The 26717-nt window shown below is 74.3% G+C and carries 31 protein-coding genes; 20 read left to right on the forward strand and 11 right to left on the reverse strand.

The window, feature by feature from the left end:
• The 3 genes from VKZ81_RS19245 to VKZ81_RS19255 form a co-directional block, all read left to right on the forward strand.
• The coding region (locus VKZ81_RS19245; protein WP_324242991.1) for a monocarboxylic acid transporter at window positions 1-1411 on the forward strand (1411 nt) is incomplete at its 5' end.
• A 94-nt stretch (window positions 1412-1505) separates the two neighbouring features.
• Complete coding sequence (locus VKZ81_RS19250; RefSeq protein ID WP_324242992.1) at window positions 1506-1832, forward strand: rhodanese-like domain-containing protein; 327 nt, start codon at window positions 1506-1508, stop codon at window positions 1830-1832.
• Window positions 1833-1869: 37 nt separating this feature from the next.
• Window positions 1870-2853: a DUF4328 domain-containing protein gene (locus tag VKZ81_RS19255; protein WP_324242993.1), complete on the forward strand. Its 984-nt coding sequence runs from the start codon at window positions 1870-1872 to the stop codon at window positions 2851-2853.
• On the opposite strand, the gene VKZ81_RS19260 is transcribed toward VKZ81_RS19255, so the two are convergent.
• Window positions 2819-3988 (reverse strand): cytochrome P450, encoded by a 1170-nt coding sequence (locus VKZ81_RS19260; RefSeq protein ID WP_324242994.1) that lies wholly within the window; start codon window positions 3986-3988, stop codon window positions 2819-2821. The two genes, VKZ81_RS19255 and VKZ81_RS19260, sit on opposite strands and share 35 nt — an antisense overlap.
• Window positions 3989-4033: 45 nt before the next feature.
• Here VKZ81_RS19260 and VKZ81_RS19265 point away from each other — a divergent pair, with 45 nt between their 5' ends.
• Window positions 4034-4972: a DUF5926 family protein gene (locus VKZ81_RS19265; RefSeq protein WP_324242995.1), complete on the forward strand. Its 939-nt coding sequence runs from the start codon at window positions 4034-4036 to the stop codon at window positions 4970-4972.
• Between the two features lie 25 nt (window positions 4973-4997).
• Here the strand turns inward: VKZ81_RS19265 and VKZ81_RS19270 are convergent, their stop codons facing one another.
• Window positions 4998-5804, reverse strand: a complete 807-nt coding sequence (locus tag VKZ81_RS19270) for a CPBP family intramembrane glutamic endopeptidase (RefSeq protein ID WP_324242996.1) — start codon at window positions 5802-5804, stop codon at window positions 4998-5000.
• Window positions 5805-5908: 104 nt separating this feature from the next.
• Between VKZ81_RS19270 and VKZ81_RS19275 the strand changes: the two genes are divergently transcribed.
• Both VKZ81_RS19275 and VKZ81_RS19280 read left to right on the forward strand, forming a co-directional pair.
• Window positions 5909-6352: a hypothetical protein gene (locus VKZ81_RS19275; RefSeq protein ID WP_324242997.1), complete on the forward strand. Its 444-nt coding sequence runs from the start codon at window positions 5909-5911 to the stop codon at window positions 6350-6352.
• An 8-nt stretch (window positions 6353-6360) separates the two neighbouring features.
• A complete protein-coding gene (locus VKZ81_RS19280; RefSeq protein WP_324242998.1) occupies window positions 6361-6678 on the forward strand; it encodes a DUF3817 domain-containing protein in 318 nt (105 codons plus the stop codon).
• Here VKZ81_RS19280 and VKZ81_RS19285 read toward each other — a convergent pair.
• Window positions 6671-7477 (reverse strand): DUF2470 domain-containing protein, encoded by an 807-nt coding sequence (locus VKZ81_RS19285; RefSeq protein ID WP_324242999.1) that lies wholly within the window; start codon window positions 7475-7477, stop codon window positions 6671-6673. The two genes, VKZ81_RS19280 and VKZ81_RS19285, sit on opposite strands and share 8 nt — an antisense overlap.
• 117 nt (window positions 7478-7594) lie before the next feature.
• Here VKZ81_RS19285 and VKZ81_RS19290 point away from each other — a divergent pair, with 117 nt between their 5' ends.
• Window positions 7595-8473 (forward strand): hypothetical protein, encoded by an 879-nt coding sequence (locus VKZ81_RS19290; protein WP_324243000.1) that lies wholly within the window; start codon window positions 7595-7597, stop codon window positions 8471-8473.
• 256 nt (window positions 8474-8729) lie between these two features.
• On the opposite strand, the gene VKZ81_RS19295 is transcribed toward VKZ81_RS19290, so the two are convergent.
• Window positions 8730-9287, reverse strand: a complete 558-nt coding sequence (locus tag VKZ81_RS19295) for a macro domain-containing protein (RefSeq protein ID WP_324243001.1) — start codon at window positions 9285-9287, stop codon at window positions 8730-8732.
• Window positions 9288-9310: 23 nt separating this feature from the next.
• Between VKZ81_RS19295 and pheA the strand changes: the two genes are divergently transcribed.
• From pheA to VKZ81_RS19310, 3 genes are all read left to right on the forward strand, one after another.
• Window positions 9311-10255: a prephenate dehydratase gene (gene pheA, locus VKZ81_RS19300; RefSeq protein WP_324243002.1), complete on the forward strand. Its 945-nt coding sequence runs from the start codon at window positions 9311-9313 to the stop codon at window positions 10253-10255.
• Complete coding sequence (locus VKZ81_RS19305; protein WP_324243003.1) at window positions 10252-10884, forward strand: histidine phosphatase family protein; 633 nt, start codon at window positions 10252-10254, stop codon at window positions 10882-10884. Before pheA ends, VKZ81_RS19305 begins: the two co-directional genes overlap by 4 nt.
• 220 nt (window positions 10885-11104) lie before the next feature.
• The gene (locus VKZ81_RS19310; protein ID WP_324243004.1) at window positions 11105-12130 is read left to right on the forward strand and encodes an acyltransferase family protein; all 1026 of its coding nucleotides are present in this window, start codon (window positions 11105-11107) and stop codon (window positions 12128-12130) included.
• Between the two features lie 4 nt (window positions 12131-12134).
• Here the strand turns inward: VKZ81_RS19310 and VKZ81_RS19315 are convergent, their stop codons facing one another.
• Complete coding sequence (locus VKZ81_RS19315) at window positions 12135-12485, reverse strand: metallopeptidase family protein (protein WP_324243005.1); 351 nt, start codon at window positions 12483-12485, stop codon at window positions 12135-12137.
• 42 nt (window positions 12486-12527) lie between these two features.
• Window positions 12528-13865 carry a septum formation family protein gene (locus tag VKZ81_RS19320; protein WP_324243006.1) on the reverse strand — a complete coding sequence of 446 codons (1338 nt, stop codon included), beginning with the start codon at window positions 13863-13865 and terminating at the stop codon, window positions 12528-12530.
• Window positions 13866-14146: 281 nt separating this feature from the next.
• Between VKZ81_RS19320 and VKZ81_RS19325 the strand changes: the two genes are divergently transcribed.
• Genes VKZ81_RS19325 through VKZ81_RS19335 form a run of 3 tightly spaced genes read left to right on the forward strand, consistent with a single transcriptional unit; the run spans window position 14147 to window position 16416 of the window.
• The gene (locus VKZ81_RS19325) at window positions 14147-14779 is read left to right on the forward strand and encodes a hypothetical protein (protein ID WP_324243007.1); all 633 of its coding nucleotides are present in this window, start codon (window positions 14147-14149) and stop codon (window positions 14777-14779) included.
• Complete coding sequence (locus tag VKZ81_RS19330; protein WP_324243008.1) at window positions 14780-15946, forward strand: glutathionylspermidine synthase family protein; 1167 nt, start codon at window positions 14780-14782, stop codon at window positions 15944-15946. It begins immediately after the preceding gene.
• A gap of 8 nt (window positions 15947-15954) precedes the next feature.
• Window positions 15955-16416: a DUF350 domain-containing protein gene (locus VKZ81_RS19335; protein ID WP_324243009.1), complete on the forward strand. Its 462-nt coding sequence runs from the start codon at window positions 15955-15957 to the stop codon at window positions 16414-16416.
• 3 nt (window positions 16417-16419) lie between these two features.
• On the opposite strand, the gene VKZ81_RS19340 is transcribed toward VKZ81_RS19335, so the two are convergent.
• The gene (locus VKZ81_RS19340) at window positions 16420-17094 is read right to left on the reverse strand and encodes an endonuclease (RefSeq protein WP_414709419.1); all 675 of its coding nucleotides are present in this window, start codon (window positions 17092-17094) and stop codon (window positions 16420-16422) included.
• 58 nt (window positions 17095-17152) lie between these two features.
• Between VKZ81_RS19340 and VKZ81_RS19345 the strand changes: the two genes are divergently transcribed.
• The gene (locus VKZ81_RS19345) at window positions 17153-18181 is read left to right on the forward strand and encodes a DNA polymerase III subunit beta family protein (protein WP_324243010.1); all 1029 of its coding nucleotides are present in this window, start codon (window positions 17153-17155) and stop codon (window positions 18179-18181) included.
• A 4-nt stretch (window positions 18182-18185) separates the two neighbouring features.
• Here the strand turns inward: VKZ81_RS19345 and VKZ81_RS19350 are convergent, their stop codons facing one another.
• Window positions 18186-19301: a glycosyltransferase gene (locus VKZ81_RS19350; protein ID WP_324243011.1), complete on the reverse strand. Its 1116-nt coding sequence runs from the start codon at window positions 19299-19301 to the stop codon at window positions 18186-18188.
• A 22-nt stretch (window positions 19302-19323) separates the two neighbouring features.
• Between VKZ81_RS19350 and VKZ81_RS19355 the strand changes: the two genes are divergently transcribed.
• The 5 genes from VKZ81_RS19355 to rfbB all read left to right on the forward strand — a co-directional run bounded on the left by VKZ81_RS19355 (window position 19324) and on the right by rfbB (window position 23657).
• A complete protein-coding gene (locus VKZ81_RS19355) occupies window positions 19324-20121 on the forward strand; it encodes an HAD family hydrolase (RefSeq protein ID WP_324243012.1) in 798 nt (265 codons plus the stop codon).
• A 199-nt stretch (window positions 20122-20320) separates the two neighbouring features.
• Window positions 20321-20839, forward strand: a complete 519-nt coding sequence (locus VKZ81_RS19360) for a phosphatase PAP2 family protein (RefSeq protein ID WP_324243109.1) — start codon at window positions 20321-20323, stop codon at window positions 20837-20839.
• Window positions 20836-21756, forward strand: coding sequence for a decaprenyl-phosphate phosphoribosyltransferase (locus VKZ81_RS19365; RefSeq protein WP_324243013.1), 921 nt, complete (start codon window positions 20836-20838; stop codon window positions 21754-21756). The genes VKZ81_RS19360 and VKZ81_RS19365 overlap by 4 nt, the downstream gene beginning before the upstream one ends.
• 4 nt (window positions 21757-21760) lie before the next feature.
• On the forward strand, window positions 21761-22675 hold the full coding sequence (gene rfbA / locus VKZ81_RS19370) for a glucose-1-phosphate thymidylyltransferase RfbA (protein WP_324243014.1): 915 nt from the start codon (window positions 21761-21763) through the stop codon (window positions 22673-22675).
• Between the two features lies 1 nt (window position 22676).
• Window positions 22677-23657 (forward strand): dTDP-glucose 4,6-dehydratase, encoded by a 981-nt coding sequence (gene rfbB, locus VKZ81_RS19375; protein WP_324243015.1) that lies wholly within the window; start codon window positions 22677-22679, stop codon window positions 23655-23657.
• On the opposite strand, the gene VKZ81_RS19380 is transcribed toward rfbB, so the two are convergent.
• From VKZ81_RS19380 to VKZ81_RS19390, 3 genes are read right to left on the reverse strand one after another with little or no spacing between them, the layout of a single operon-like run.
• Window positions 23638-24483 (reverse strand): SDR family oxidoreductase, encoded by an 846-nt coding sequence (locus tag VKZ81_RS19380; protein ID WP_324243016.1) that lies wholly within the window; start codon window positions 24481-24483, stop codon window positions 23638-23640. The two genes, rfbB and VKZ81_RS19380, sit on opposite strands and share 20 nt — an antisense overlap.
• A gap of 1 nt (window position 24484) precedes the next feature.
• Window positions 24485-25036, reverse strand: a complete 552-nt coding sequence (locus VKZ81_RS19385; protein ID WP_324243017.1) for a dTDP-4-dehydrorhamnose 3,5-epimerase family protein — start codon at window positions 25034-25036, stop codon at window positions 24485-24487.
• Window positions 25033-25986: an NAD-dependent epimerase/dehydratase family protein gene (locus VKZ81_RS19390; RefSeq protein ID WP_324243018.1), complete on the reverse strand. Its 954-nt coding sequence runs from the start codon at window positions 25984-25986 to the stop codon at window positions 25033-25035. The genes VKZ81_RS19385 and VKZ81_RS19390 overlap by 4 nt, the downstream gene beginning before the upstream one ends.
• Before the next feature lie 102 nt (window positions 25987-26088).
• Between VKZ81_RS19390 and VKZ81_RS19395 the strand changes: the two genes are divergently transcribed.
• Window positions 26089-26694 carry a class I SAM-dependent methyltransferase gene (locus VKZ81_RS19395; protein ID WP_324243019.1) on the forward strand — a complete coding sequence of 202 codons (606 nt, stop codon included), beginning with the start codon at window positions 26089-26091 and terminating at the stop codon, window positions 26692-26694.
• The last annotated feature ends 23 nt before the right edge of the window (window positions 26695-26717 follow it).

Below are 26717 nucleotides of genomic sequence, written 5' to 3' on the forward strand. Positions count from 1 at the left end.
CGGGTTCCTGTACTCGATCGGGTTCCTGGTGGCGTGGCTGGTCGCGCTGCTGCTCGTGGCGGAGCTGCTGCGCAACACCGGCAAGTTCACGATGGGTGACGTGCTCAGCTTCCGGATGCGGCAGCGTCCGGTGCGGGCGGCCGCGGCCACGTCCACGCTGGTGGTGTCGTTCTTCTACCTGCTGGCGCAGATGGCCGGCGCGGGTGCGCTGATCGCGCTGCTGCTGCAGATCCCGAACAGCAACACCGTCGGCCAGGGGATCGTGATCGCGGTCGTCGGCGCCCTGATGATCACCTACGTCATGGTCGGCGGCATGAAGGGCACGACCTGGGTGCAGATCATCAAGGCCACCCTGCTGCTCATCGGCACCGCGATCATCACCGTCTGGGTGCTGGCGATGTTCGGGTTCAACCTCTCGGCGCTGCTCGGCCAGGCCGTCGAGGCGAACCCGCAGATCCAGACCTCGGCCTCGGCGGCGCCGAAGGAGCTGGGTGAGCGGCTGCTCATCCCCGGCCTGCAGTACGGCGCGTCGACCACCGCGAAGATCGACTTCCTGTCGCTCGGGCTCGCGCTGGTGCTGGGCACCGCGGGCCTGCCGCACATCCTGATGCGCTTCTACACCGTGCCGAGCTCGAAGGAAGCGCGCCGCTCGGTGGTGTGGGCGATCTGGATCATCGGCATCTTCTACCTGTTCTCGCTGGTGCTCGGCTACGGCGCGTCGGCGCTGGTCGAGGGCGGGGCGCAGCGGATCGCCACCGCGCCCGGCGGCACGAACTCCGCGGCGCCGCTGCTCGCCTACCAGCTGGGCGGGGAGTTCCTGCTCGGCATCATCTCCGCGATCGCGTTCGCGACGATCCTCGCGGTGGTGGCCGGGCTGACGATCACCGCGTCGGCGTCCTACGCCCACGACGTGTACGCCAACGTCATCAAGAAGGGCCAGACCAGCCCCGACGCCGAGGTGCGGGTCGCCCGCATCACGGCGGTGGTGATCGGCATCATCGCGATCGCGGCGGGCATCCTCGCCCGCAACCAGAACATCGCGTTCCTGGTGGCGCTGGCGTTCGCGGTGGCGGCGTCGGCGAACCTGCCGACGATCCTGTACTCGCTGTTCTGGAAGCGGTTCAACACCACGGGCGCGCTCTGGAGCATCTACGGCGGCCTCGCCTCCTGCGTGCTCCTGATCGTCTTCTCGCCCGCGATCTCGGGCCGCCCGACGTCGATGCTGCCGAACGTCGACTTCCACCTCTTCCCGCTGGCCAACCCCGGCCTCGTGTCGATCCCGCTCTCGTTCCTCCTGGGCGTCATCGGCACGTACGTCGGGGGCAAGCAGCCGGTCGAGGAGGGCAAGTTCGCCGAGATGGAGGTCCGCTCCCTCACCGGGGCGGGCTCGGAGAAGGCGGTCGCGCACTGACCTGGTAGCCCGCAGCGGACGGCGCCCGGCCCGGTGGCCGGGCGCCGTTGTTCGTTCACGCAGGTGTGACGCGCGTGCGTGCGAGGATGGGGACATGACAGGCGTTCCGGGGGTGTCGGTGGCGCAACTGCCGCCCGACGCCACGCTGCTCGACGTCCGCGAGTCCGACGAGTGGGTGGCAGGCCACGCGCCCGGGGCCACGCACGTCCCCATGTCCGAGCTCACCGGCCGGATGGACGAGTTGCCCCAGGGCGACCCGCTCTACGTCATCTGCCGCTCCGGCGGGCGGTCCGCGCGCGTCGTGGCCTACCTCGCGGCGCAGGGCTACCCCGCGGTCAACGTCGAGGGCGGGATGCAGGAGTGGGCCCGGCAGGGCCGCGAGGTCGTCGCCGAGAACGGCGCCGAGCCTCAGATCGTCTGAGCACGGCGATCCGGACGCGGTAGAGGACGCGGTAGAGGTGCAGCCAGCGGTTCCCGGTGCGGACGACACGGCCCTCGGCCCGCCCTGCCCACGCTGCGGTCGGCGCGCCCCGGCCGGCGGGGGACCGTTCTGCCCGTTCTGCGGCCGGTACCTGGCCGCGCTGCGCTGGGTGGCCGAGCCGCCGCCCGGCGTCACGCAGCCGCGGCCGCGGCAGGCGCCCACCCCGTACACCGGGCCGCCGCGCTACCGGGTGCTGCCCCGGTGGGGCTTCCCGCTCGGCCCGTGGCGCTCGCCCGTCGCGGACCAGGTGCACCCGGACCCCCTGACCCGCTCGCGCACGCTCGTCGGCTCGCTGGTGCCGCTGCTGTGGGCCACGGCCGCCGTGGCGCTGCTCGCGGCAGGTGCGGAGGTGTGGCGCTACGTCCTGCTGCTCGCCAGCCGGGAGGGCGCGCTCCGCGCGGAGGTCGTGGCGGCCTCGGACGCCCTCGTGGCGTCGGCGGGGACGGTCGCGCCCATCCTGAGCCTGGTCGTCGGCGTGCTCATGATCCTGTGGACGGTGCGCACCGCACAGGCGGCGGCCGAGCGGGCTCAGGTGCGTCCGGCCCGCTCCACCCGCGCGATCGTGTTCGGGTGGCTGGTGCCCGGCCTGAACCTCTCCGTCCCCGGGTCGGTGCTCGCCGAGATCGAGCACAGCGCCATCGGGCGGCCCGCCGACCAGCGCCCACGGCCGTCGCACCAGCGCCCACGGCCGTCGCGGCTGCTGCTCGTCTGGTGGGCCCTGTGGGCGGCGAGCGTCCTGTTCACCGTCGTCGTGCTGCTGTGGTCGCTGCGCGACGGGGTGCAGGCGCGGGCCGACGGCGTGGTGCTGCACGCCGTGCTCGACCTGCTCGCAGCGGCCACCGCGGGCGTCACGGCGCGGCTCGTCCTGCGGATCACCCGCCTGCTCGCGCCCGTGGCGCCGCGGCGCCGCGAGGTGGTGCTGCGCATCAACCCAGCCTCAGCTCGCGCAGCCCACGCATGACGAAGTCGGGCCGCCGCGGCGGCTCGGCCGCGAGCTGCGCGTCCGGCAGCGTGCGGCGCAGCGCGTCCAGCGTGGCCGCGACCTCCACCCTGGCCAGCGGGGCGCCGAGGCAGTAGTGCACGCCCGCCCCGAACCCGAGGTGCGGGTTCGGGTGCCTGCCGACGTCGAGATCGTCCGGACGCTCGAAGACCGCGGGGTCCCTGGCCGCGGCGCCGAGCAGGACGGCGATCTTCGTGCCGGCCGGCACCGGGTGGCCCGCGACGGCCGTGTCGACCACGGCCGTCCGCTCGAACAGCTGCAGCGGCGGGTCGTAGCGGATCAGCTCTTCCACCGCGGTCGCGTCCAGGCCCGGGTCGGCGACCAGTCGCCGCCACTGGTCGGGGTGGCGCAGCAGCGCCAGTACGCCGTTGCCGATCACGTTGACCGTGGCCTCGTGCCCGGCCATGAGCAGCAGCGCGGCGGTGCCCACGAGCTCGTCGGCGTCCAGCTCGGCGTCGAGCAGGTCGGAGATGAGGTCGTCGCCGGGGTGCCTGCGGCGGTGGTCGGCCAGCCCGCGCAGCGCCTCGACGAACTCGGCGGACGCCCGTTCGGCGTCCGCGCGCCGCTTCCGGCCCGGATCCGGCTCGTACATCGTGACGATCGTGTTGGACCAGCCGCGCAGCGCCGAGCGCTCCGGCTCCGGCACGTCGAGCAGGTCGGCGATCACCTCGACGGGCAGGACCGCTGCGACCCCCGCCACCAGGTCGGCGCTGCCGTCGGCCCGGGCGCGCTCGGCGAGCTCGCCGACGAGCCGCATGGCGAGCTCGCGGATCCGCGGCTCCAGCCGCGCGGTGTGGCCGCGGTTGAAGGCGCCCGCGACGAGCCGGCGCAGCCGGTCGTGCGGCGGCCCCTCGCGCTCGAGCAGTGAGTTGCGGTGCAGCAGGTTGAAGGCGGGGAACTGTCCGGCCGGTTCCGCGTCGACCCAGATCCGGCCGAGATCGCGGCTGCGCAGCACCTCCGAGCACGCGGCGTGCGACACCGCCACCGGGAAGCCCAGCAGCGGGTGGTCGTGCACGGGGCCTTGAGCGCGCAGCTCGGCGAACGTCGGGTAGGGGTCGGCGAGGAAGGCCGGGTCACCGGGATCGAAAGGGGCCATGGCGGTCCCATCCTGCTCCGTCCCACCCGCTACGGTTCGCCCACCATGGGAAAGAAGACACGTGCGAAGGCGGCGACCGCGGGTGAGAACCCCCGCCGCCCGTGCCCCTGCGGCTCGGGCAAGCGCTACAAGGCGTGCCACGGCGCCGGTGACGACGTCATCGTCACCCGCCCGTTCCAGGGGCTCGCGGCGGAGTGCGACCTGATCGCGATGCGTGAGTTCCTCCCGTCGGCCACCGCGCCGCTGCCGCTGCGCGAGCCCGGCGACGCCCCCGTCACGCTCGCCACGGTGCTCCCCGGCGCCGCGGCTGCGGTCGTGCGCCCGGACGGGTCGATCCTGCTCGGCATGCAGGTGCAGGCGCACTCCGGTGACCTGTCCGCCGACGTGGCGAAGGCGCTGCGCTGGGCGCAGCAGGCCGAGCCGGGGTCGGCGCTGCCGGTGGTCGGCCCGGGGGTCGTCGGCGAGCTGGTCCGCCTGCAGGACCTGATCGATCCGGACGCGCCGCTCGACGTCACCGTGCACACGGACTTCGGTTGGTGGATCCCGCCGTCCGAGGACGGCGCCGAGCCGGCGCCGGACGTCGTCGCGGCGCTGGAGCGCGCCAACAAGGTGATCATGCCGACCGAGCCGGTGGCCGCGCCGGGCGTGCGCGCCGCCTACTGGGTGGACACCGGGTCGAAGGCCCACCTGCGGTGGGTGCGCCCGGAGCCGGAGGAGGCGCTGCTCGCCGCGCTGGCCCGGCTGCAGGCCCGCGGTGAGCTCGCGCTGGCCGAGGGGGCGCGGTACGCGGGCTCGTTCCGCGCCCACGGCCTCCTCGTGCCGGTGTGGGACCTCGACCGCGAGCTGCACCCCAAGGAGTGGGTCGAGCCCGTCGCCGCGTTCGCGGAGCGGCTGGACACCGCGCTCGCCGAGGACCGCCCGCTCAGCGACGCCGAGCGCCGCGCCCGCGACGCCCTCGCCGGCAAGCAGATCACCCTGCGCTAGCCGCCCCGCGGCGCGGGGGAAGCGGCTACGGGAGCCAGGACACGCTGCCGGAGAGGGCGGCGTAGCCGAGGAACGCGACGATGTCGATCAGGGCGTGCGCCCCGACGAGCATCCACAGGCGGTTGGTGCGCTGCCACACGCGGCCGAACACCAGCCCCATCACGATGTTGCCGACGAAGCCCCCCAGTCCCTGGTACAGGTGGTAGCTGCCGCGCAGTACGGCCTGGACGAGGAGCGACCGGTTCTCCGACCAGCCGAGCTGGCGCAGTCGCGTGATCAGGTAGGCGACCATCACGATCTCCTCGGCCCAGCTGTTCGCGGCCGCGGACGCGAGCAGCACGGGCACGCGCCACCACGTGTCGTCGAGCGTGGTGGGGGCGATGGTCACGCTGACCCCGATCGCGCGGGCGACGAGGTACAGGCCGAGGCCGGGGATCCCGATGAGCGCGGCCAGGCCCGCCGAGCCCGCGGCGTCGCGGACCGGCCGGCTCCGGTCGAGCCCGATGTCGCGCATCGCGAACCCGGCCCGCAGCAGCAGGTAGGCGCCCAGCGCGCCCCAGCCGACCAGCTGGAGCACCCGCGTCAGCTGGAACGCGAGGTCGACGAGGCCCACCTCGGCCGCGGGCGCGTTCAGGGCCACCTGCTGCTGGTTGAGCGGCACCGGCTGCAACAGGGCCTCGAGCAGCGACAACCCGCTCCGCAGGGCGGAGAGCCCCAGCGACACCGTGAGGACGACCAGCACCTCCAGCCCGACGAGCCTGCGGGTTCGCGGGTCGGTGATGACGGCCGTACCCGGGGGTGGCGGGGCGATCCAGTCCCGGAGAGCGGTCACGGTCGCGGACGGTACAAGGCCGCGGCCCCGAGGCGTACCGTCACACCTCCCGCGGCCCGCCGACCGCGGGTCGGCGCGACCGGGCCGCGGGTAGTCTGGTTCTCGTGCGCCGCCTGATCCTCTCCCCGAGGTGGATCGTCTGGCACGTGCTCACGCTGGGAGCGATGGTCACGTGCGGCTGGCTCGCCGCCTGGCAGTGGGAGCGCGCCGGGTCGGCGATGGGCAGCGCCCTGAACGTGGGCTACGGGCTGCAGTGGCCGCTCTTCGCCGTGTTCTTCGGCGTGATGTGGTGGCGCATGCTCCGGATGGAGGCGGCCAAGCTGGAGGAGGCCGCCGCGGAGGGCGCGCAGGCCGCCGAGGAACCGCCCGCCGAGGAACCGGCCGAGGCGCCGGTCCCGCAGCCGCGCACGGCCGCGCCCCCCGACGCGCCGTCGCCGTTCGGACCGCGTCCGCGCGACGCCGCCCCGCCCCCCGCGGACGACGACCCCGAGCTCGCCGCCTACAACCGGATGCTGGCCGAGCTGGCCGCCCGCAACACCGACCGCTAGAGGACACCGTGCCGATCCCGACCGCTCTGCTCGCCTACCGCATCTCCGCCTGGGTCACCGGCGTCGGGCTGCTCGTCCTCGTGCTGATCGCGATGCCGATGAAGTACATCTTCGGGCAGCCGCAGCTGGTGGCGGTCGTGGGCGTCACCCACGGCTTCCTGTACATGATCTACATCATCTGCACGTTGCTGCTGGCCGAGCGCTGCCGGTGGAAGCCGCTGGACGCCCTGTTGATCCTCGCGGCGGGCACGATCCCGGTGGCGTCGTTCGTGGCCGAGCGCCGGGTCACCCAGCGCGTGCGCGCCGGGCAGTCGCCCGTCACCTGATCCCGCTGCCCCCGAGCGGGTCGACGTCCACCCCGCGCCGCATCGGGCAGCCGATGAGGTGCTGCATCTGCTTGCGCAGCTCCTCCACCGAGTTGGCCTGCTGGGGCCAGGCGATTCGCACGTCGTGGTCGCGGCCCGGCGCCTCGAGGCGCAGGCGCAGGCCGAAGCGGTCCATCCCCAGCGGCCGCAACCGGGCGTCGCGCAGCTCGCGCAGGGCGGGCGGCAGGTGCCGGACGAGGGCGTCGAGGACGTCCGGGTGCGACTTCTCGAGGTGCGCGAGCCAGTGGCTCTCGTACCGGCAGAACGGGTCGGGCCACGCGGCGGCCAGGTCGACGGGGGTGAGGGCGGCCGTTCCCTCGGCGTCGGAGAGCACCGCCGAGCCCGGGTCGAGGCGCACGAGCGTGGCACCGTGGCCGAGGCGCAGCAGGTCCTCGTGCGGGCGCACGTCGGCGACCTGCACGGCGATGCGCCGGGCGATGTCGGGCTCCGGCACGCGCAGCCGGCCGGTGATCCACAGCAGTCCGCGGACGGGCTCTCGCAGCTCCACCGGGGCGTGGTCGGCGATCTCGAGCATCGCGGCGAACTCGCCGCCCGGCGCGCGGCGGATCTCCTGGAGCACCGGCTCGTGGTCGTCGAACAGCAGCACCGCCGAGCCGTCCGCGCGCACGTGGTGCACGAGGGGCACGGCTTGGGGCACACCGGTGCCGACGAGGCTGGCCTGGCCGCCGCGGGCGGCGATGCTGCGGGCGCGTTCGGCGGCCGACGGAGCTGGTGGTCGGCGGGGTCGGGTGGAGCCCAACGAGACACCTCCGTAACTTAGGTGAGGCTAAGCTATCGGGCGCTCGAGCGGGTGTCCAGGCCCGGAAGGCACGGCCGCTGTCACGGCCTTCGAAGCCACCCGTTAGCGTCTGGGGTCGTGACGACGGCGGCTGGTGCGGATCCCTGGGCAATCCCACCGCTCTTCTCGCAGCTGGTCGACGACACCAGCCTGTTGCAGCCGCGGTCGGTGGCGCCCGGCGTGGACGCCGTCGTATCGCGGTACCTGAGCGCGCGGGACGGCCGCTACGGCGGCCTGGTCGGGCAGTTGGTCTGCCCGGTGTCGCGGCTGCCTGCGCTGGTGCAGGAGCTGGCCCGGTCGGTGCCGTCCCGCCCGGTCGACGTGTCGCTGGTGGTCGACACCGGGCTCGGAGCGGTGCCGAAGGCGCTCTCCACGGTCTTCTCCCGGTCGAGCCTGCTGACCCCGCGCACGGTCGAGACTGCGGCGCCGCCCGACGTCGACGCGGTCTGGCTGGAGCGGGTGTCGGAGTTCGTGCCCGAGGACGTCGTGGCGGTGGTCGAGCCGCGCAGGCCCGCGGGCACCGACGCGGAGGACATGAAGGCCTGGCTGGACGCCGTCCGCCGGGTGGCCGAGCACGGGTGCGCGCCGAAGCTGCGCTGCGGCGGGCCGCGGCCCTCCGACGTCCCCTCGGTCACCGAGGTGGAGGAGTTCCTGCGCGTGGTCGTCGACGCCGGCCGGCCCTTCATCGCGCTCGGGCTCCACGAGGCCGTGCGCCGCGAGCACGACAACCCGCAGCGTCACGGCATCCTCAACCTCATCGTGGGGGTCGCCAGGGCGATCGACGGCGGCGACGTGCGCGAGGCGCTCGAGTCCAGCGACGGCCGGGCGCTCGCCCGGGAGATCAGCAACCTTTCCGAGAACGCGGTCAAGGGCGTGCGCAGGCTCCTGTCGCGCTGCGGCGCCGACCCGGAGCCCGTGCCGGCCGCGCAACTGGCCGGCCTCGGCCTCCTCGCCTGACCCACCCTCGGCGAGTCGCGCTCTGGGTGCGCGCGAGTCGCGCTCTGGGTGCGCGCGAGTCGCGGCCTGAGTGCGGGCGAGTCGGGGTCTGGTGTGCGCGAGTCGCGGTCTCGGCGTAGGGGAGTCGCGCTCCCTGCCTCGGCGAGTCGGGGTCTGCGTGTGGGGGAGTCGCGGTCTGCGTGTGGGCGAGTCGCGGGGTGGTGCGCCCGAGCCGCGCGGGAGCGGCCCCGCGCGATGCGCGGAGCCGCCCGGAGGCTCAGCCGGCCTGGCCCAGCACCTCGTCGATGGCCTCGCCGACGCGCTGCGCGCACACCTCCGGCGACAGCCCGCCGACACCGGTGCCCAGGCCGGGCAGCGCGATCGTGCGGACCGCGTCGCGCACGCGCCCGCTGTCCGGGAGGCTCCCGTCCCGCCAGAGCCGCAGCACCGCGCCCGCGGCGGCGCGGGCCGCGCCGCCGTCCTTCGGCAGCCGCTGTCCGGGCCGGCTCATCGTCGGCGCGCTGATGAGCCAGGCCGGGCGCTCGATCCCGGTCGGCACGATCACGGCCTCGCCGACCGGGAGCTCGCCGCCGCGGTCGGCGCCGGACGCCGCCCGGACCCGGTCGGCGATGCCGGGGAACCAGCGGGCGTAGACCCCGTCGATGCCGCCGACCATGATCCCGAGCGAGTTGGCCGGGCTCACGACCGCGTCCGCGTCCACGTCGGTGATCGACCCCTCGTGCACGACGAGGCCCGCGCGGGTCTCGGCGAGCGCGCGCCAGGCCCGCGCCATCGCCTCGTCGACCGCCACCAGCACCAGCGTCGGACTGCTCATGCGTCCACAGTAGGGTCGGTTGCGTGACCCGCATCGCGTTCCTCGGGCCGCGCGCCACGTTCACCGAGCAGGCGCTGCGGTCGATGCCCGAGGCGGCGGGCGCCGACCTCGTGCCCTGCACCGGATCGCCTGCCGTGCTGGACGCCATCCGGGACGGCTCGGCCGACCTCGGCTGCGTGCCGATCGAGAACTCCGTGGAGGGCGCGGTGCCCGCGGTGCTCGACGGCCTGGTCGTCGACCCGCCGCTGGTGATCGTGCGGGAGGCGGTGCTGGCCGTCCGGTTCGCGCTGCTGGTGCGGCCGGGCACGGGCATCGGCGACATCCGCACCGTCGCCTCCCACCCGCACGCGATCGCCCAGACCCGCGGGTGGCTCGCCGATCGGCTGCCCGGCGCCACCGTCCAGACGTCGGCCTCGACGTCGGAGGCCGCGGCGCAGGTCGCACGGGGCGAGTTCGACGCCGCCGTCTCGGCACCGCTCGCCGCCGAGCAGCACGGCCTGCAGATCCTGGCCGACGACATCGCCGACAACGCGGGCGCGGTCACCCGGTTCGCGCTCGTGTCGCGTCCGACGCCGCCGCCCCCGCCCACCGGACACGACCGCACCTCGATCGCCGCCACCACCGAGAACCGGCCGGGTGCGCTGCTCGGCCTGCTCACCGAGCTCGCCGTGCGCGGGATCGATCTCACGCGCATCGAGTCGCGGCCGATCAAGGACCGGCACGCCGAGTACTGGTTCCACCTCGACTGCACGGGTCACGTCGCCGAGCCGGCGATGGGTGAGGCGCTCGCGGCGCTGTACCGCAGGTGCGACCGCGTCCGGTTCCTCGGCTCGTACCCGCGCGCGGGCAACGGGGGGTCGACGGCGGCCCCCGCAACGTCGCCGCTGCCGATCGTCGGTGCCGACGCGGAGCGGTTCGCGGCGGCCCAGAAGTGGCTGGACGAGGTGCGTTCCGGGGGCACGGCATGAGCCGTCTGCGGCTCGTACTGGCCCGGCACGGGCAGACGGCGGCCAACGCCCAGCACGTGCTCGACTCCCGCCCCCCGGGCTTCCCGCTGAACGAGAAGGGTTGGGCGCAGGCCGAGGCGCTCGGCGACCGGCTCCGCGGCGATCCGGTGACGGCGGTGCACGCGTCGGTCGCGGTGCGCGCGCGGCAGACGGCCGAGCCGGTCGCCGCGGCGCACGACCTCGAGGTCCAGGTGGTCGAGGGCGTCCACGAGGTGTTCTGCGGCGAGCTCGAGGGCCGGTCGGGGCGCGCGGCGCTGGAGCGTTTCATGGCGGTCTACAACGCCTGGTGGAAGGGCGATTTCGACGCCCGGATGCCCGGTGGCGAGTCCGCGCACGACGTTCGCGCCCGGTTCCTGCCCGCGATCGACCGCATCCTCGACGGCGCGAGCGGCGACGTGGTGCTCGTGAGCCACGGCGCCGCCATCCGGCTCGCCGCGGCCGCCCTGCTCGGTGACACCGCCGAGACCCGCTTCCTGCCCAACGCGGGCCTCGTCGTGCTGCGACCGGAGAACGGCGGCTGGGTGCTCGAGCACTGGGACGGCGCCGAGCCGGTCGTGGGCGACGTCACCGCGGGGGCGCCGCCGCGCTGATCGCGGCGGAGCGCGACCGGAGTCCACCGAGCCCGCGACTCACCCACACCCGGAGCGCGACTCACCCACATCCAGAGCGCGACTCGCGGACACCCGGAGCGCGACTCGCGGACACCGAGGGCGCGACTCGCGGGGGCGGGGAGTGCGTCTCAGCTCCGTCACAGCGAGCGGTTGCCATGGTGTGCGCGCAACCGACCGAGGGTGGATGTCGAGCCGCACCGTGAACGCACCGACGCGAGCCACCGCAGCCCGCCTCGACCGGGTCGACGCCGCCAAGGGCATCTCGATCCTGCTCGTCGTGGCCCACCACGTCGTGTGGTACATGCGGCACGCCGGGCTGGCGCCCGCCCCCGTCGTCATGGCCGACGAGGCGTTCGCCTCGCTGCGGATGCCCCTGTTCTTCCTGGCGTCGGGCCTGGTCGCGGCGGGTCCCCTCGCCGCGCCGTGGCGCGTGGTGCTGCACAAGCGCGTGGCGTTCTTCCTCTACCTGTACGCGATCTGGACGATCATCCGGTTCGCGTTCTTCGCCACCCTCGTGCCGCCCGAGGTGGACCCGGACGGGTCGGCGGACCCGGTCGCGTTCGCGCTCGCGCTGCTGCTGCCCGGCCCGAGCATGTGGTTCCTGTACGCCCTCGCCGTGTTCGCCGTGCTGACGAAGCTGGCGCGCCCCTTGCCGGTGTGGGTGCAGCTGGGCGCGCCGGGCGCGCTGTCCGCGCTGGTGGGGGCCGGGCTCGTCGACTTCGGCGACACGCGGTGGACCTACCTGGCCCGGTTCCTGTTCTTCTTCGTGCTCGGTTGCCACGCCCGGGCGCTGGTGGAGCGGATCGCGGCCGCGACCAGCCTGCTGCGGGTCGGCCTCGCCGGCGTGGTGTGCGTGGTGGCGGCGGGTGCGGTGGTCGCGCTGGGGTTGAGGGGTGTCCCCGGGGTGGTGCTCGCCCTGCAGTGCCTCGCGGTCGGCGCGGGGCTGCTGGCCGCGGCGTGGTTCGCGCGGTACCGGTTCGGCAGGCCGCTGGTGCTGCTCGGCACGCTGACGCTCCCGGTCTACCTGATCCACATGATGTGGCTCGCCCTGGTCATGACCGGGCTGCGGCACGTCGACATCTCCGTGCCCGCGGCCTACGCGCTGCCGTTCGTCCTCGTGCCGCTGCTGACCGTGCTCTCCCTGCTCACCCGGCGCGCGTTGACGGCCGCGGGCGCCACGTGGCTGTTCGCCCTGCCGCCGCGCCTGGCCTACCGCGCCGCGTAGGGCATCAGCCCCAGCCGAGCTCGTGCAACCGCTCGTCGTCGATCCCGAAGTGGTGCGCGATCTCGTGCACCACGGTGACGGCGACCTCGTGGACCACGTCGTCCTCGGTCTCGCAGATGTCGAGGATGGCGTCCTGGTAGATCATGATCCGGTCGGGTAGCACGCCGCCGTAGTTCGACGTCCGTTCCGTGAGCGCGACGCCCTCGTAGAGGCCGAGGAGGTCGGGCTCCTCCTCGTTGCGGTCCTCCACCAACACCACGACGTTGTCCATCGCCGCGGCGAGCTCCGGCGGGATCGTGTCCAGGGCGTCGGCGACGAGCTCCTCGAACCGCCGCCGGGTCATGTCCACGACCACCTTGATACCCGCACCGCCGCCGCGGCGGCGGTGCGGGTCCCGTCACTCGCCGGGGAGCGGGGCGACCGTGGGAGCGACGCTCACCTCGGGCGGCTCGGGGCGCTCCGGTTCCTCCGGGCGCTCCGGCGCGGGCGGCGGTGAGGTGTTGGTGGGTGCTTCCGGCTCCTCGGGCCGCTCCGGGGCGGGCGGCGGGCTGGTCGGCACCGCGGGCGCCGTGGGCTTCGAGGTCTCCGTGGGGATCTCGTCGGCAGGCGGGCCGTCCGACGGCGGCGCCGGCGTGCTCGGGGCCGGGGCGCCCGGCGTGCTGGAAGCGGGCGGGGCGGGCTTGTCGCCCACGATCACGTCGCCCCGCACCGGGCCGGTGACGGGCGCGAACCCGCTGCGGTCCGGCAGCAGCGCCGCGAGGTTGCAGTTGACCTTGCGGGTGCCCGCGTTCCAGGACTCCTCGGTGATGTTGTCCCAGTAGACGGTGAGGCCCTTGTCCGAGATCGCCTCGGCGCTGCCCGCGTACTCGTTGGCGATCTTGGCGCACTCGGGCTGCAGGTAGGCGTCCTGGTCGGCCACCGGCGGGTAGGCGTCGGGGAACTTCTTCGACAGCTCGACGATCCCGACCGTCTCGACCGCGTGCGGGCCGGAGCAGTCGACCGGGTCGCCGATCGTGCGGCCGTCGATGGCGAGGCACGTGCCCGGCTCGTGGACGGCGGCCTGGTCGGACTCGGCGGCCCGCCCGGTGAGGGGCAGCAGCGCGCCGGACCGGGACGCGCTCTGCAGGCCGCAGCGCAGCTCGCGGTCGCCGTCGGCCCACTTGGCGGGCGACGGCTTCAACGCGCCCACCCGGAAGCGCCCGTCGGGGTCGAACTTGCCGCCCAGGTAGTCGACGACGACCGGCGTGCACCGCTCGTTGACGAGCTGGCGCCACTGCCGGTCGTCGGGCAGCGCCATGTCGGCGGCCAGCGTGACCGAGCCGGCCTGCTCGAACAGGTGGGGCTGCGCGCAGTCGACGACCTCGGTGTCGGCCGCGTCGGGGCGCGACCACATGAGGCAGGTACCCGGGGTGGCGGGCGGCGGCGGGACCTCGCGCACCCCCAGCCCGCCGGTGCCCGAGGGGAGCGACGCGAGCTGGCCCAGCACGGGGACGGTGGCGCCGGCGAACGAGTCGAGCGTGGCCACGCCGAGCATGGTCAGCGAGCCCACCAGCACGCCGAGCACCATGCGCCGCACCAACCGCGGCTCGGGGGCGCGCGCTGGGGCGGGCGGCGGGGGAGCGGTGGGCCGGGCCGACGGGCTGGGGATGCTGTGCCTGCCCGTGCGCGCGGGCCCCTGGGGGCCGAACGCGGCGGCACGGGCCGCGGCGAGGCGGTTGACGTTGGGGACGACCACCGTGGGCGCCTCCCCCGGGCGCCGCCCGGGCTGGAGGCGTGGTCCAGCCACGTCGTGCTGCGGCGTCTGGGGCCGGCCGGGGGGAGCGATCAGTCGGTCCATGTCGGGCGTCATCATGCCGTTACCTGCGGTCACGTCGAGCCTTCGGGGTCGACTGCGCGGCCATCGGTCGTCGGCGTGCTGCGAGCGTCAGCGTTTGCCGCCGGCCGGTGTCCCGGTACGGTTCGGCGCGCGGGACGGACCTGTCACCGGCCCTGAGCACGGCCAGAGGGGGAGAAGCGGTGCCGGACGACGAACCGGCTGGCGGCGGCCAGCCCGACGAGCGGCCCGAGGGTGCCCAGCCACCGGAGGAGGGCGCCCGCGGGCGGATGCGTTTCCAGGACGAGACGACCACGCCGCGCGAGCCCACGCTCGCCGAGCGCCGCGCCCGCGAGGTCGCCGCACGGCGGGCCGAGGAGGCGAGGCGCCGCGAGGCCGAGGAACGGGAGCGCGCGGCGCGCAGGCGCAAGCGGGTGCTCGTGGGGGCGGGCGTCACCGTGGGCGTCGTCGCGCTGATCGCGGTGGGGTACGCGGTCGCGCAGCCCGAGGAGGAGGTGCAGGCGCTGTGCACCGACGAGAACGGGGTGGTCGTCGACGACTCGAACTGCGTCACCCCCGCCTCGTCGGGCGGCGCCACCTACTACGGGGGCGGCTTCTACCCGATCTTCATCGGCAGCGGCGGGCGCCAGTACCACTACACGTACGGCGGCACCGGCCAGGTCGGTGAGCGGGTGCAGGGCGGCACGACCACGGTGCCCAGGGAGGGCACGCGCGTCCGGACGCCGTCGGGTACGACGCTCACCACGGGGAAGGGCGGCACGGTGTCGCGCGGCGGCCTCGGGGTGTCCCGCGGCGGATCGAGCAGCGGGTCGTAGGTGGAAAGACACACGGGCGCGCCCCGGCCGGGCTGGGAGCGGATCGTCCGCGAGCAGGGCCTGGTCTACGACACCCCCGGCCGCGGCGCGGGCGGCGCGGCGCGGCCCTACTGGGACGAGTCGGTCCACTACACGTTCTCGATGGACGAGGTCCTCTCGCTCGAGGCCGACGTCGAGGTGATCCACGGCATGTGCCTCGAGGCGGTCGACCACGTGGTCACCACCGAGCGGTTCCGCGACTTCGCCCTGCCCGAGTGGTGCTGGGAGGCGGTCGCGGCCTCGTGGAAGCGCGGCGACCCGCACGTCTACGGCCGGTTCGACCTGCGCTACGACGGCACCGGCCCGGCCAAGCTGCTCGAGTACAACGCCGACACCCCCACCACGCTGCTCGAGGCGTCGATCCTGCAGTGGTACTGGCTCAAGGACGTCCACCCCGCCGACGACCAGTGGAACTCGCTGCACGAGGCGCTGGTCGAGCGGTGGGCCGCGATCAAGGGCAGGCTGCCGAGCGGCGAGGTCCACTTCACGTGGTCGGGCGCCGACACCACCGGCGAGGACCACGTCACCGCCGCCTACATGCAGGAGACGGCGGCCGAGGCGGGCCTGGACACCGTCGGACTCGCGATCGAGGACATCGGCTGGGACTCGCTGCTCGACCGGTTCGTCGACCTCGAGGAAGCCCCGATGTCGGCGGTGTTCAAGCTCTACCCCTGGGAGTGGGTGCTCCACGACCGGTTCGGCCGCAACGTCGTCCGCAGCCTGCCCGAGACGCTGTGGATCGAGCCGCTGTGGAAGACCCTGCTGTCGAACAAGGCCCTGCTCGCCGTGCTCTGGGAGATGTACCCGGGCCACCCGAACCTGCTGCCCGCCTACCTCGACCAGCCGGGGCTGCTGACCGAGTACGTCCGCAAACCCCGCCTCGGCCGCGAGGGCGCGAACATCTCGATCGTCGCGCCCGGCATGGAGCACCAGACGGGTGGTGTGTACGGCGAGGAGGGGTACGTCTACCAGCTCTTCGACCCGCTCCCCGAGTTCGACGGCTACCGTCCCGCGCTGGGTGCGTGGGTGGTCGGTGACACCGCAGCCGGGCTGGGCATCCGCGAGACCGTCGGTCTGGTCACCGACGACGGCGCGGCGTTCGTCCCACACCGCATCCCCACAACGTGATGCTCCCCATGGAGGTTTTCGTGACGCTGGCCCAGATCGGCCCGGGTTTCGGCGAGGTGATCGGCCGCGGCGTCGGCGCGATCCTGCTCTACGCGGTGCTCGGCGTGCTGCTGATGCTGCTCGGCTTCTACGCCGTCGACATCACCACACCGGGCAAGCTCAGCCGGTTGGTCCGCGACGGCATGCCGAACGCCGTGGTCGTCGCGGCGGCGGGCATGGTGAGCATGGCGTTCATCGTCGTCGTCGCGATCTACGGCTCGACCGGCGGGCTGCTCGAGGGCCTGCTCGCCTCGCTGGTCTTCGGCCTGGTCGGGATCGTGGCGCAGGTCGGCGGCGTGCGGCTGCTGGAGTGGGTCACCGGGATCGACATCGGCGAGGTGCTCGCCGCCGAGAGCATCCGGCCGCAGGCCTTCGTCGTCTCGGCCGCCCACGTCGCGCTCGGCCTCGTGGTGGCCGTCGCCATCCTCTGATCCTCAGACCGCGGTCACCTCGTCGGCGATGCCCTCATCCAGCGCCACCCGCACCAGCGCAGCCGCCAGCGGCGCGAGCTCCCGCCGGGGAGCGAGCCGGGTGAGCTCGTCCGGGTCGGCGGGCAACCCGACGCGGCGGGCGCCGTCGAGGGCCTTGCGGTCGATGGCGGGGCGCAGCGACGGCCACACGTCCTGCGCCTCCCGGCAGAAGGTGTCGGCCCCGACCGGGCCGAGCCGCGGGAAGCGCATCAGCGCCTCCCGGACGCGCTTCGGGTCACCCCCGGCCCGGTCGCGCAGCCCCCGCAGGTCGTCGCGGTACTCCGCGCGCAGCAGCTCGGCGCCCTCGCCGAGCGAGGTGGCGGTGCTCTCGTCGTAGCGCCGGTACCCCGCCCGCCCGAGCGCGTCCACCCGGTCCTGCCAGGGCGCCTCGCGCATCCTCGCGGGCGTCCCCATGCCCGCGTCGGCGAGCGCGCGGGCGGCGTCGACCGCGATGTCGGCCTTGATGCGGGTCGAGAGCAGGATCGACAGCACCAGGAGCCGGTAGAGCGGCGCCGGGCTGTCCTTCAGCCGGATCCCGGCCTGCTCGGCGTACGTGGTGCCGGCGCGGTCGAGCAGGGTCGCGAGGACGGTGCGTTCGTCGGCCATGCCCACGGCGTACCCGGACCCGGGGGATGCCATGGTTCGGTCCGGGTGCGAGGTTGACCCTCGACCAGGTCGAGGGGCGAGGGTCGGTGACGTGGAGAGCTCGAACGGCGGGGTGCGCACCATCGGCCGGATGGCCAGGGAGAGCGGCCTGTCGGTGAGCGCGCTGCGCTTCTACGACGGCGCGGGCGTGCTCGTGCCCGCGCGCGTCGACCCGGCGACCGGCTACCGGTACTACGCGCCGGAGCAGGTGGGCGCGGCCCGGCTGGTCGCGTCGCTGCGCCGGGTCGGGATGCCGCTCGCCGACATCCGGGAGGTCCTGGCCAACCGGCACGACCCGGTCGCCGTCGACGCGCTGCTCGACCGCCATCTGCGCCGCCTGGAGCAGGGGCTGGTCGACGCCCGCCGGGAGCTCTCCCGCGTCCGGTCGCTCGTCGCGCAGGAGGAACCCGTGCCACCCACCACGTTCACCGTCAACGGCCCCGACCTGGCCGCCGCGCTGCGCGCGGTCCGCTTCGCCGTCGGGGGCGACCCGGAGCTCCCGGTGCTGTCCGGCGTGCTGTTCGACGTGGCGCCGGCGGCGCTCACGCTCGTGGCGACCGACCGCTACCGGCTCGCGACGGCGCACGTCCCCGTCGCCGCGCTGGACGGCCCGCCCGTCGAGGTGGTGTTGCCGGTCGAGCTCGTCGACCGCGTCCCGACGGCCGGGGCGGTGACGGTCGCCCTGGACGGCGACCGCGTCCGGGTGGCGGCGGGCGGCGAGGTCCTGCACGGCGCGCCCATCGCGGAGCCCTTCCCCGACTACCGCCGGGTCCTGCCCGCCGACGCGCGCCCGGTCGCGGTGGACGGCCCGGCCCTGCGCGCGGCCGTCGCGGCGGCGCCGCGCCGCACCGTGCGCCCGGAGCCGGACGGTGCGGAGCTCGAGGTGGCCGTCCTCGAGCAGGGGCCGGACGGGGTGCGCGTCACCGACGGGGAGGGGATCGCGGTGAACCGCGAGTTCCTGCTGGAGGCCCTCGACGCGGGCGGGGACGGGCAGCTCCTGCTCAGCCTGGACGGCCCGATCGCGCCGCTCGCCATCACCGGGCGGCGGTCGGTCTCGGTGCTGATGCCGGTGCGCCGGTAGCGGCTCAGGACCGCGGCAGGCCGGCGAGCTCGTCGACCAGTGCCTCCGGCGGGGGCATCGCGTCGATCTCGGCGCGGACCGCCCGTGCCCGCTCGGCCAGCCCCTGCTCGGTGACCAGCCGGGTCAGCGCGGCGGCGTCGATGCGCGGCGCGGGCACGGCGAGCCCGGCGCCCGCGGACGCCACCAGCTCGGCGTTGTACCTGCGGTCGCCCGGGCCCGGCGTCGCGAGCTGCGGGATCCCCGCGGCGCAGGCGGCGAGCACGCTCCCCGCGCCGCCGTGGTGGACCACCGCGGTGGCGTGCGGGAGGACGGCGGGCAGCGGCACCCAGCCGACCGTGCGCACGTTCGCCGGCAGCGGCCGCCGCTGCGTGCGCGGGGCCGGGCGGACCAGCACGACCTCGGCGTCGACGTCGCCCGCCGCCGCCACGACCGACGGCATGGGGTCGCCGCCTGCGGGGCCCTGCACGGTGCTGCGGCTGACCAGGATCCGGGGGCGGTCGGCGGGCCGCAGCAGCCAGTCGGGGGCGCCGTCGGTGGCCGGGGCGCCGGGGCGCATCGGTCGCAACGCGGCCGACCCGCCGAGGCTCGGCGGGCGCACGGTCACGGTGAGCGCGGGCTCGGGGAGCGCCGTGAGGCCGTGCCTGCGCAGCGTGGCTCCCATCCGCTCGACGACCGCTGCGGCCACCGCAGGCCCGTCGAAGAGCGCGTTCTCGACGTGCACGGCCGGCGTTCCCGTCACCGCAGCCGCCACCGCGGCCGCCGGGGAGAGCGGTTCGTGCACGACGACGTCGGGCCGCCAGTCCCTGGCCAGCTCGACGACGGGGTCGGCGAACCGGTCGTTCACGGTGGCGAACATGCGGCTGACCGCGCCCGTGCCCGCCTTCCCCGCCATCTCGGCGCGGAAGAGCAGCGGGTGGCGGACCAGCACGCCCAGCGCGATCCGTTCGAAACGGAGCCCGGGGGCCACGTCGCGCACTCCTACGCCGCGGGTGTCGGCGTCCAACGCGGCGCCCCCCGTCGCGATCAGCACGTCGTGGCCGGCGTCGCGCAGGGCCGCGGCGAGCGGGACGAGGGGGAGCAGGTGCCCGAGCAGGGGAGCGGAAACGATCAGCGCACGCACGCCGCGAACGTACTCTGGACAGGTGCGACCTCCCCGGCTCGTCGCCACGGACGTGGACGGAACCCTGCTCGACCCCGACGAGCGGGTGACCCCGCGTGCGGCGGCCGTGGTGGAGCGGCTGACCGCGGGCGGGGTGGGGTTCGTGCTCGTCACCGGGCGCCCGCCGAGGTGGATCCCGCCCGTGGTGGCGCAGCTCGGGGTCGCGACGCTGGCCGTGTGCGCCAACGGCAGCGTGCTCTACGACGCCGCCGAGGACCGCGTGCTGTGGGCCAACACCCTCGCCCCCGAGGTGCTCGCCCGGCTCGCCGAGGCGGCCGCGGAGGCGCTGCCCGGGTGTCGCCTCGCGGTCGAGCGGGTCGACCTCGCCAGCCCGTTCGTCGCCGAGCCCGGCTACCGGCACGCGTGGGAGGACGGCGACGGGATCGCGGCGGCCGACCGCGCCGAGCTGCTCGCCGCGCCCGCGGTGAAGCTGCTGATCCGCGACCCCAGGCTGTCCAGCGACGCGATGGTGGCGGCGCTGCGGCCCGTCTTCGGCGACGAGGCCGACCTCACGTTCTCCTACCCGCGCGGGCTGGTCGAGGTCTCGCCTGCCGGTGTCACGAAGGCCACCGGGCTCGCGGAGGTGGCGCAGCGGCACGGCGTCACGGCGGCCGACGTGGTTGCGTTCGGTGACATGCCGAACGACCTCGAGATGCTGCGGTGGGCCGGGCACGGCGTCGCGATGGGCAACGCCCACCCGGCGCTGATCGAGGTAGCCGACGAGGTCACGGCCACCAACGCGGAGGACGGTCTGGCCCTCGTGCTGGAGCGTTGGTTCTGACACGGGGCCGCCCACAACCGGCCACAGAACGTGACTGGGCGTAGCATCGGGCGACGACAGCGCACTCCGTGCGGCCCCACGCCGCACCGACCCCGGGGGTGCACCGCCCGTCACGCCGCACTTGGAGGCCCCACCCGTGGCCGAGCTCCTCGACCGCCCTGGCCACCGCGCCGTCCCGACCCTCGAGCCGGACGGCACGGTGGACGCCCCGCCCGCGGCGGGCGAGGTGCGGGTGCTGGAGGCCGTGCAGGGCGCGCTGGGCCGTCCGCCGGTGGTGGGCGTCGCCCGAGGGATGTCGTTCTTCGGGGAGCACGCCGCGGGCTGGCTCGCGATGGGCGCGGTCGGCGCGCTGGCAGACCGCAGGCGGCGCCGCGACTGGATCGCGGCGACGGCCGCGGTGGCCGTGGCCCACGGCGCGTCGATCGGGGTCAAGCGCGTGGTGCGCAGGCCGCGGCCCGACGACCCCAGGGTGCAGGTGCACGTGGGCACGCCGAGCCGGCTGAGCTTCCCCTCCGCGCACGCCACCTCGACCACCGCGGCGGCGCTGCTGTTCGGCGCGCTGCTGCGCAAGCCGCTCGCCGCCGCCCTGGTGCCGACGATGGCGCTGTCGCGGATGGTGCTCGGCGTCCACTACCCCACCGACGTCCTCGCGGGCTCCGCGCTGGGCGCCGCCGTCGCGGTCGCAGCGCGCCGGTTCGTCCGGAAGGAGGAGCGATGACCAGCACCGACGTACCGGCCGAGCAGGCCGCCGAGAGCCGCACCCCCGTGGGCGTCGCCGCAGGCGTGCTGGCCGCGATGCGGCCGAAGCAGTGGATCAAGAACGTCCTGGTGCTGGCCGCGCCGTTCGCGAGCGGCGACCTGGTGCGCTTCGACCTCGCGCTGAACCTCGGCATCGCGTTCGTGGCCTTCTCCCTGGCCGCGTCCGGCGTCTACCTCGTCAACGACGTCAACGACGTGGCGGCAGACCGCGCGCACCCCACCAAGCGCAAGCGGCCGATCGCCGCCGGCATCGTCGCGCCGGGGCTCGCGCTCGCCGTGGCCGTGGTGCTGCTCGCCGCCGCGCTCGCGCTGGCCGCGCTGGCCACCGTCGAGCTGGCGATCGTGCTCGGCGCCTACGTCGCGGTGCAGCTGGCGTACTGCTTCTGGCTCAAGCACCAGGCGGTGCTCGACATCTGCATCGTCGCCTCCGGTTTCCTGCTGCGGGCGATCGCGGGTGGCGCGGCCGCCGGCATCGCGCTCTCGCAGTGGTTCCTGCTGGTGGCCGGGTTCGGCTCGCTGTTCATGGTGGCGGGCAAGCGGTACGCCGAGATGATGCTCGCCGAGCGCACCGGCGCGAAGATCCGCAAGTCGCTGGAGAGCTACTCGGCGTCCTACCTGCGCTTCGTGTGGGCCCTCTCGGCCACGGTGCTGATCACCACCTACTCGCTGTGGGCCTTCGACATCGGCCTCGTGCAGCACAGCCGGATGTGGTCGGTGATCTCGATCGTGCCGTTCGTGATCGCCGTGCTGCGCTACGCGGTCGACGTCGACGCGGGCAACGGCGGCGAGCCGGACGAGATCGCGCTCGGCGACCGGGTGCTGCAGGTGCTCGCGGTGCTGTGGGTCGGCACGCTCACGCTCGCCGTGTACTCCTGATGTCGTGAAGGGCATCATCCTGGCAGGCGGCTCGGGCACGCGGCTGCACCCGATCACCCGCGCGGTCTCCAAGCAGCTGCTGCCCGTCTACGACAAGCCGATGATCTACTACCCGCTGTCGGTGCTCATGCTGGCCGGCATCCGGGACATCCTCGTGATCTCCACCCCGCAGGACCTCCCGGCGTTCCAGCGCCTGCTGGGCGACGGCGGCGAGGTGGGCCTGCGCATCACCTACGCCGAGCAACCCGAGCCCAACGGGCTCGCCGAGGCGTTCGTGATCGGGGCCGAGCACGTGGGGTCCGACCCGGCCGCGCTGGTGCTGGGCGACAACATCTTCCACGGCCCGGGCTTCTCCGGGCTGCTGCAGCGCTCGATCGCCGAGATCTCCTCGGGCGAGGTGGGCTGCATCCTGTTCGGCTACGCGGTGCCCGACCCGCAGCGCTACGGGGTGGCCGAGGCCGACCGGGACGGGCGGCTGATCTCCATCGAGGAGAAGCCGGCGCACCCGCGGTCGAACCGCGCTGTCACCGGGCTCTACTTCTACGACAACGAGGTGGTCGAGATCGCCGCCGGGCTCACCCCGTCCGCGCGCGGCGAGCTCGAGATCACCGATGTCAACCGCGCCTACCTGGAGCGCGGCCGGGCGAAGCTGGTGGACCTCGGCCGCGGGTTCGCGTGGCTGGACACCGGCACGCACGAGTCGCTGCTGGAGGCGGGCGAGTACGTGCGGGTGCTGGAGAACCGGCAGGGCGTGCGGATCGCGTGCATCGAGGAGATCGCGATGCGGATGGGCTTCATCGACCCGGACACCTGCTTCGCCCTCGGGGAACGGCAGGCGAAGTCCGGCTACGGCCGGTACGTCATGGACGTGGCCGCGTCGTTCTCGAGGCAGGAGTCGTTCGCGAGCCAGGGAGGGTGACGTGCGCGTTCTCGTGACCGGGGGAGCGGGCTTCATCGGCTCCCACTACGTGCGATCGCTGCTCTCGGGCGCCTATCCGGCCTACGCCGACGCCGAAGTGGTGGTGCTCGACCTGCTCACCTACGCGGGCACGCTCACCAACCTCGCCGAGTGCGAGGGGAACCCGCGGCTGCGGTTCGTCCGGGGCGACATCCGCGACCCCCGCGTCGTCGGCGAGGTCATGGCCGGCGTCGACGTCGTGGTGCACTTCGCGGCGGAGTCCCACGTCGACCGCTCGATCGCGGGCGCCGCCGACTTCGTCTCGACGAACGTCCTCGGCACGCAGGTGCTGCTGCAGGCGGCGCTCGACCACGGGGTCTCGCGGTTCGTGCACGTCTCCACCGACGAGGTGTACGGGTCGATCGACGAAGGTGCGTGGCCCGAGACGCACCCGCTGGAGCCGAACTCGCCGTACTCGGCGTCGAAGGCGGCGTCGGACCTGCTCGCCCGCTCCTACCACCGCACGCACGGGCTGCCGGTCTGCATCACCCGCTGCTCGAACAACTACGGGCCGTACCAGTTCCCGGAGAAGGTCATCCCGCTGTTCGTCACCAACCTCCTCGATGGGAAGAAGGTGCCGCTGTACGGCGACGGCCTCAACGTCCGCGACTGGCTGCACGTCGACGACCACTGCCGCGGGATCCAGCTCGTGGCGGAGAAGGGCCGCGACGGCGAGATCTACAACATCGGCGGCGGTACCCAGCTCACGAACAAGGAGCTGACCCTGCGGCTGCTCGAGGCCGTGGGCGCCGACGAGTCGATGATCGAGCACGTCCCGGACCGCAAGGGCCACGACCGCCGCTACTGCGTGGACTGGTCGAAGATCGCGAACGAGCTCGGGTACACCCCGCGGGTGCCGTTCGACGAAGGGCTCGCCGCCACCGTGCGGTGGTACGCCGAGCACCGCGACTGGTGGGAACCGCTCAAGAAGCGAGCGACCTGACGTACTCCTCCAGCCGCCCGCGCCAGTCCGGCAGCCGCACCCCGGCCGCGGCGGCGCGGGAGAGGTCGAGCACGCTGTTGCGCGGACGCCGCGCGGCCTGCGGCTTGTCGGCGAAGTACTCCTCGGTGGTGGTGTCGGTGACCTTCAGGTCGCCGTGCCCGGCCAGCTCGAACGTGGCTCGGGCGACGTCGGCCCACGAGGCGGGCTCTCCGCCGTTCGTCACGTGGTAGCTGCCGTACGGTGCGCCGCTCGCCACGAGGTGCACGATCGCGGCGGCGAGGTCGGGCGCGAACGTGAGGCGCCCGACCTGGTCGGCCACCACCGTCGGCTCCACGCCCTTCTCGGCCAGCCGCAGCATCGTGCGCACGAAGTTGCGGCCGTCGCCCACCACCCACGTGGGGCGCACGAGGTAGTACCGCTCGAGGGTGCGCACGGCGAGGTCGCCCGCCGCCTTCGACGCGCCGTAGGCCGACAGCGGCGCCACCGGCGCGTCCTCGGGGTACGGGTCGGCCGAGCGACCGTCGAACACGTACTCGGTGGACAGGTGCACGAGCGTCGCGCCGGTCCGGTGGCAGATCGCGGCGAGTGCGGACGGACCCACGGCGTTGGCCCGCCACGCGGCGGGCCGCCCCTCGGCGGTCTCGGCGCCGTCGACGTCGGTGAACGCCGCCGCGTTGATCACGGTGTCGTAGGCGGCCCAGTCGATCGGGGCGTCCGCCGCGTCGGCGATGTCGAGGTCGGAGTGGCGGAGCGCGGTGGCGTCCGGGAGGGCGGCGGTGAGCGCCCGCCCCACCTGGCCGCCCGCTCCGAGCACGATGGCGCGCACGTCACACCGCCCCGATGGGGGTGATGGCCGAGAGCGGCGGGTGCCCGCGGTCCTTGTCGGAGCGGATCGCCTTGTCCTCACCGATCGGCCACTCGATGCCGAGCGCGGAGTCGAACGCCTGCACCATCGTGTACCGGGCGTCCGGGGTCCAGTGTTCGTTGACCAGGTAGGAGTAGACGACGTCCGGGGTGAGCGTCTGGTAGGAGTTGCCGCACCCGCGAGGCACGAAGAGGGCGTTGCCCGGGTGCAGTTCGAACGTCTCCACGCGGCCGAAGTTCTCGCCCGCCCGCAGGTCCACGATGGCGGCGAACGCCCTGCCGTGGGCGAGCGAGATGTACTTCTCCCACGGCTCGGCGTGGATGCCGCGGGTCACGCCCACCTCGGCGTTGTACGAGACGTTGCTCTGCACGACCTCGAACGGCGGGAAGCCGAGCGCCTCCAGCTTGGCGCGCTGGAAGCTCTCCTTGAACCAGCCGCGTCCGTCGTGGTGGACGACGAGGTCGATGTACAGCAGGCCGGGGATCGACGTCTGCTCCACGCGCAGCTCGCTCATGCGGACGTCTCCTCGTGGAGGGTGCGCACCCACTCGAGGGTGGCACGCAGTCCGTCGGTGAGGCTGGTCGGCGCGGCGAGGCCCAGCTCGGCCCGCGCCCGCGAGACGTCGAGGCAGCTGCGCAGCACCTCGCCCGGGCGCGCCGGCCGGAACTCGGGGGTGAACTCGTCGACGCCCGCCGCCGCGGCCACGGCCTCGGCGAGGGTGAGCACGTCCACCTCGGTGCCGGTGCCGACGTTGAAGATGTCGTGCTGCAGGCCGGTGGCCACGGCCGCCGCCCGGTTGGCCGCGACGATGTCGCCGACGAAGACGTAGTCGCGCGTCTGCTTGCCGTCGCCGAACACGGTGGGGCGCTGCCCGGAGAGGACCCGGTCGCAGAAGATCGCGATCACGCCCGCGTCGCCACGGGGGTCCTGGCGGGGGCCGTACACGTTGCCGTAGCGCAGGGTCACGACGTCGAGCCCGTGGCTGCGCCGGAACCAGCCGCCGTACCGCTCGGCGGTGCGCTTGCCCAGCCCGTAGGCCGACAGCGGCTCGGTGGGCGTGGTCTCCGGCGTCGGGACGACGTCGGTCTCGCCGTAGATGGCCCCGCCGGTGGAGGTGTTGACCACCCGGCGGGCGCCGGCCGCCAGCGCGGCGGCGAACACGTTGACCGAGCCGAGGACGTTGACCGCGGTGTCGGTCGCCGGGTCGTCCATCGACTTGCGCACGTCGATCTGGGCCGCGAGGTGGAACACCACCTCGGGCGCGAACCCGGTGACGGCCCGGCGCACGCCGTCGGCGTCCCGCACGTCGAGCTCGACCAGCTCCGCGGACGGGGAGCCGGCGAGGTTGGCGGGGGAACCGTGGCTCAGGTCGTCGAGGACGAGGACGTCCGCGCCGTCGGCGACCAGGGAGTCCACGAGGTGGGATCCGATGAACCCGGCTCCGCCGGTCACTACTGCGCGCACGGCGGGATCGTATCGGGCCGGCCACGGGCGGCCGCCTCGCCGCGGCGGGTCGGACGGGGGTGGTGCCACGCCCGACGGGACGAAACCGTCACACTGGGCGACGTGACTGCGCCCGACGACCGGCCGAGAACCGACGCGCCCGACTACGCCGAACGCCTGAAGACGCTGGAGCAGGCGCGGTGGAAGAGGTGGCTGGACGTCCAGGCGCCGTACCGGTGGAACGTGCGCAGGCTCGGCCTCGGCCGCACGCTCGACGTGGGGTGCGGGCTCGGGCGCAACCTGGCCCACCTCGACGGCGCGGGCGTGGGCGTGGACCACAACGCGGCCTCGGTCGCCGTGGCCCGGGAGCGCGGTTTCGTGGCCTACACGCCCGACGAGTTCTTCGCCAGCGAGGACGCGCGCAAGGGCTCGTTCGACAGCCTGCTCGCGGCGCACGTCGTCGAGCACATGTCGGAGGAAGACGCGATCGGGCTCCTGCGGACCTACCTCCCCTACGTCCGCAAGGGCGGCAAGGTCGTGGTGATCACCCCGCAGGAGAAGGGCTACACCACGGACGCCACGCACGTCCGGTTCTGCGGGTTCGCCGAGGTCACCGCGCTGTGCGAGGCAGTGGGCCTCGCGGTGGTGCGGCAGTACTCGTTCCCCTTCCCGCGGCCGGTGGGGCGGGTGTTCCCGTACAACGAGTTCGTCACCCTGGCCCGGACCTGACCGGGCGGGCCCGAGCAGTGGCT

This window comes from Pseudonocardia sp., assembly GCF_035305885.1.
In the GTDB taxonomy this organism is placed as follows: Bacteria; Actinomycetota; Actinomycetes; order Mycobacteriales; family Pseudonocardiaceae; genus Pseudonocardia.